This is a genomic window from Kitasatospora sp. NPDC088351 (assembly GCF_040685575.1).
Taxonomy (GTDB): domain Bacteria; phylum Actinomycetota; class Actinomycetes; order Streptomycetales; family Streptomycetaceae; genus Kitasatospora.
Genome location: NZ_JBFBIL010000125.1, coordinates 1 through 3,907 on the forward strand (window position 1 = coordinate 1; position 3,907 = coordinate 3,907).

A 3,907-nucleotide genomic window follows, 5' to 3' on the forward strand; every position below is an offset into this window, starting at 1 on the left:
CACCAAGAAGCAGTAGCCGACCGAACCCCCGCAGCCAGCAGCCCTCTCCCCAACCTCAACTCGAAACGGACATCAACTCTCGAACCGCCCTCTGAGAGCCTTGCGCTGCGCACGGAACTCCTGCCCCTTCCAAGGGATCTGGGCGAGTTCGTCGATGGCGGCCCGCCGCTGGGCGTTCGCCTCGGCAATCTCGACGTTCTCCTCCTCGATCGCCGCGAACATCTCCTCCAGGTGCCGGACCCGAAGGCGGTCGAGCCGTATGTGGCCGATCCGCGGCTTGAGGTAGAGCCGGATACTGCTCTCGTCCCGGCTGATCGCGGTCTGGCGGCCGCGCTTGCCCGCCAGCCATTGGTCCAGCCACTCGCCGACCGTCAGCCGATTCTGGAGGTCCTGGCCGGAGACGAGTCGGCGACGAGTCTCCTCGACGTCCGGCAGCGGCGCCTTCTCGTGGGCGACCTTCTCCAGCAGGTCGGCTATCTGCGCGAGGCCCTCAGGATCGTCCGCGTCTGAGATGTGCAGCAACTCGCGGACCTGGTCGAGATTGGCCTGGGCGGTCTTCCGGGACTCGTAGCCGGAGCGGTTGAAGGACCGGCGTGAGCCGTCCTCGCGGTTGGGCAGCTCCTGGCGGACCGCGTAGGAGCCGTGCTTGCGGCTGCTGAGCTTCGGACAGGCCTTGCCGAGCGGCTTGCCGGTGTCGGCGTCCCGGCAGTAGCAGCGGTGGTAGGTAGAGCCCTTCACGGGGTTCCCTCCCTCATCTGGTCGTCCTTGTGGTCGGTGTCGAGGAATGCGAGGTGGCTGGGGAGCGGTGGGGGAGTCAGCCTCAGCTCGCGCATGCGGTGCCGGATCGGCACGAGCTCCGAGCGAACGGCCTTCACGAGGCGGCCGAACTTGGCTTCGGCGCCGTGCGGCCAGTCCTTCCTCGCACCGGAGAACTGGAGCTGCCAGGCGTCGTGGTGCCCGGTCCGGATGTGGTGCTCGACGCCCGCGTACTCGCGAAACACGGCCGCGTCGCCGAAGTCGAGGTTTTCACCGGTGAACCAGCTGAACGCCGTCCACGGGTCTCGGCTCTCGTGCGGGAGACAGTCCACGTTGGTGCTCCCGCCGAGCGGGAAGACCAGGGCGGCGGGCGGCGCGTCGACTGCCTTGGCGAGCACGAGCAGTTCCGGGACGGTGAGGGTCAGCCGGCGCCCGGACTCCCAGTTCGCGATGACGGTGCGCGGGATGGGGTGGCCCAGCTCGTCACAGGCGTCGGCCAGGTCCTGCGCGGTCATGCCCAGCTCCTTCCGGCACCTACGAACCTCGGCGATCACGGTTCTCGTGACCTGCGCCGACCAAGATTCCACTTCGTCGTGTGTCATATCGACACTTTATTGCGGTGCAATCTGCTCCTCGATCCCGGACTTCCCGGGGCCGCCGATCGGGGCTCGCCCCCGTGAATGGAGACAGCTGTGCGAACTGAGACGGGCAATCAGGAGCTCGCGGGCATGAGCCGGGCGGAGCTGCTTGCGTTGCCGGCCGCCATCGACCTGGACACCGCCAACCGCGCGATCGGCCTTGGCCGCAGCAAGGGCTACGAACTGGCGCGGCGGGACGTCTACCCGTGCCGCGTGCTGCGGTTGGGCAAGAAGTACCGGGTGATCACCGCAGACCTCCTGCGGCTGCTGGGCATCGACATCGCACCAGACGGTGCGGCTGCATGACGACAAGGCCGCAGGTCGGGTCACGAGCTTGTCTGCCGTGAGAGGACTGCCGGCCGAGCAGTGGATCTTCCGCCAGGGCGGTCGTATCGTCGCGTCGCCCGCCGGTCGCAAACCGGCGCAACGCACTCCACCCGCCTGCGAGTTGGCCCAATCGGCTCATCGGCTCGGTAGGCCGGGAACGCGACGGCCCTCGGTGCTACCAACACCGAGGGCCGGACGAAGTCCCCAGATCAGCGAATCAGTTCAACCGGTGGCAGCGCGACGGTCGAGGTCGTGCGCACCAGCGAGGAGCTTCACTGTGAACTTTACTTCCCGCCAGCCTGCGTCGGGAGACCCGGCGAAGGGCTGGCCCGCCGTTGCCGTCCCCGGTCAACCCGGTCACTACCGACCCGCGGTCGGTCAGAACGGTGTACTGACCGACCGGACTGACCGGGAGCCCGGTGCCTTGACCGGTCAGGTCACCGCTGACCCGGTCAGTGCCCCGGCGGGACAGGTCAGTGACCCGGACGTCTTCGGCGGGATGACCGGAAGCGGCGACCTGCCGGTCACTCCGTCATCGCCGGGAGCCGAGCTGCTCTGCGAACTCCGATCCGCCATAGCTCGCTTCGTGATCCTCCCGTCCGAGCAAGCTCTGGATGCCGTGACGCTGTGGGTTGCCGCCACCCATCTACAGCCCGCTTGGCAGCATGCCCCGCGTCTTGCCGTGGTCGGCCCGGCCAAGCGCTGTGGGAAGTCTCGGCTGCTCGACATCGTCACCGAGACCGTGCACGACCCGCTCATCACGGTCAACGCGTCCTCGGCGGCCATCTTCCGGTCGATCACCGACCAGCCGCCGACCCTGCTCGTGGACGAGGCCGACACCATGTTCGGCAGCGTCAAGGCGGCCGAGAAGAACGAGGACCTTCGGGGCCTGCTGAACGCCGGTCACCAGCGCAATCGCCCCACCCTGCGGGTCGTCGGACCGGACCACAAGGTGGTCAAGTTCCCCACCTTCGCCATGGCGGCTCTGGCCGGGATCGGGGACCTTCCGGACACGATCATGGACCGGTCCGTGGTCATCCGGATGCGCCGCCGGGCGCCGGGCGAGCGCGTCTCCTCGTACCGCTCCGACCGGGACAACCCGGGCCTGCGCGAGCTGCGCGACGGCCTCCACGCCTGGCTGGTGCCGCTGATCGACGCGGCGACCAACATGGAGCCGCCTATGCCGGTTGACGACCGTGCTGCCGACACCTGGGAGCCTTTGGTGACGGTCGCGGACCTTGCCGGAGGTGAGTGGCCGGTACGTGCCCGCGCGGCCTGCCGTGCCATGACCGCCTTCGAGTCCGGGCAGGACGAGGACGGCGGCCTGAAGACGAGGATCCTGGTCGACATCCGCCGCGTCTTCGCCGCCGGTGGCAACCCGGACGCCCTGTCCACCGAGCACCTCCTGACCGCCCTGAAGGCCGACCACGAGGCGCCGTGGGCCGAGCACGGACCGACGGGGCTGAGCGCCCGTGGCCTGCAGCTTCTGCTCAAGGACTACGGCATCGGCTCGATGAACATCCGCTTCCCGGATGGCGTGCAGCTCAAGGGCTTCACCCGCAACGGTTTCCTCGACGCCTGGAGTCGCTACTGCCCCGAGCCCGCCGAGCCGCAGGTCACTACAGGCAGCTGACTCGCTGCCAGTCGTACCACCCGTCCCCGCCCAGCTCAGGGCGGGGACGGGTTCGTTCTCCGCAACGGGTCCTGTCGTCCTGCGAGCGCCACCCGTACCGCTCTGACCAGGTCTGCAACGTGTGGGACGACTGCAACGCGGTGGGTAACGGACGAGTCCTCAATCGGTCTGCTCGACCGCATGGGCGACAGCGCCAACGGCGCGAAGAGCACTGGCAGCTGCCCGCGCTGTGTCTTCGGGTTGGTCTTCGAGAACCGTCGCTGGAAGCTGGCCGATGAGGAGTTTGCCGTGCCACAGGCTGAGCCCGGTGAGCCGGCGGATCTCCTTCAGCACGTCCATGGTGCGGGTGCCAGGATCGGCCAGCACGACGCTGTACGGCACGTCGTCACAGACCAGCGTGAAGTACCTGACTCCGCCGCCCACGCCCCCTCCAACTGCCGGTCCTTGAGAGCCTAGCCCCAATGCCGGTGACTTTGTGGTCGGTGTCTCGTTGGTTGTGGTGTGGCGAGGGTGGGGCAGGTCAAGTCGCCTGCGGATGAGCGGATATCGGACC

General features: G+C 68.2%; 4 protein-coding genes and 1 pseudogene. 2 read left to right on the plus strand and 3 right to left on the minus strand.

Features of this window, described 5'->3' with window-relative positions; translation table 11 throughout:
* Positions 1–90: 90 nt before the first annotated feature.
* Together AB0P06_RS36685 and AB0P06_RS36690 are read right to left on the minus strand one after the other, a co-directional pair.
* Positions 91–738, minus strand: a pseudogene (locus tag AB0P06_RS36685) (site-specific integrase); the annotation flags it as partial.
* Entirely contained in the window at positions 735–1,358 is a 624-nt protein-coding gene (locus AB0P06_RS36690; protein ID WP_363615317.1) for a helix-turn-helix transcriptional regulator, read from the minus strand. The gene AB0P06_RS36690 and the pseudogene AB0P06_RS36685, both read right to left, overlap by 4 nt.
* Positions 1,359–1,484: 126 nt before the next feature.
* Here AB0P06_RS36690 and AB0P06_RS36695 point away from each other — a divergent pair, with 126 nt between their 5' ends.
* Both AB0P06_RS36695 and AB0P06_RS36700 read left to right on the plus strand, forming a co-directional pair.
* Complete coding sequence (locus tag AB0P06_RS36695) at positions 1,485–1,700, plus strand: hypothetical protein (protein ID WP_363615321.1); 216 nt, start codon at positions 1,485–1,487, stop codon at positions 1,698–1,700.
* A gap of 520 nt (positions 1,701–2,220) precedes the next feature.
* Positions 2,221–3,354, plus strand: a complete 1,134-nt coding sequence (locus AB0P06_RS36700) for a DUF3631 domain-containing protein (RefSeq protein WP_363615323.1) — start codon at positions 2,221–2,223, stop codon at positions 3,352–3,354.
* A gap of 159 nt (positions 3,355–3,513) precedes the next feature.
* On the opposite strand, the gene AB0P06_RS36705 is transcribed toward AB0P06_RS36700, so the two are convergent.
* Positions 3,514–3,777 carry a ribosomal protein L7/L12 gene (locus tag AB0P06_RS36705; protein WP_363615319.1) on the minus strand — a complete coding sequence of 88 codons (264 nt, stop codon included), beginning with the start codon at positions 3,775–3,777 and terminating at the stop codon, positions 3,514–3,516.
* Between the last annotated feature and the right edge of the window lie 130 nt (positions 3,778–3,907).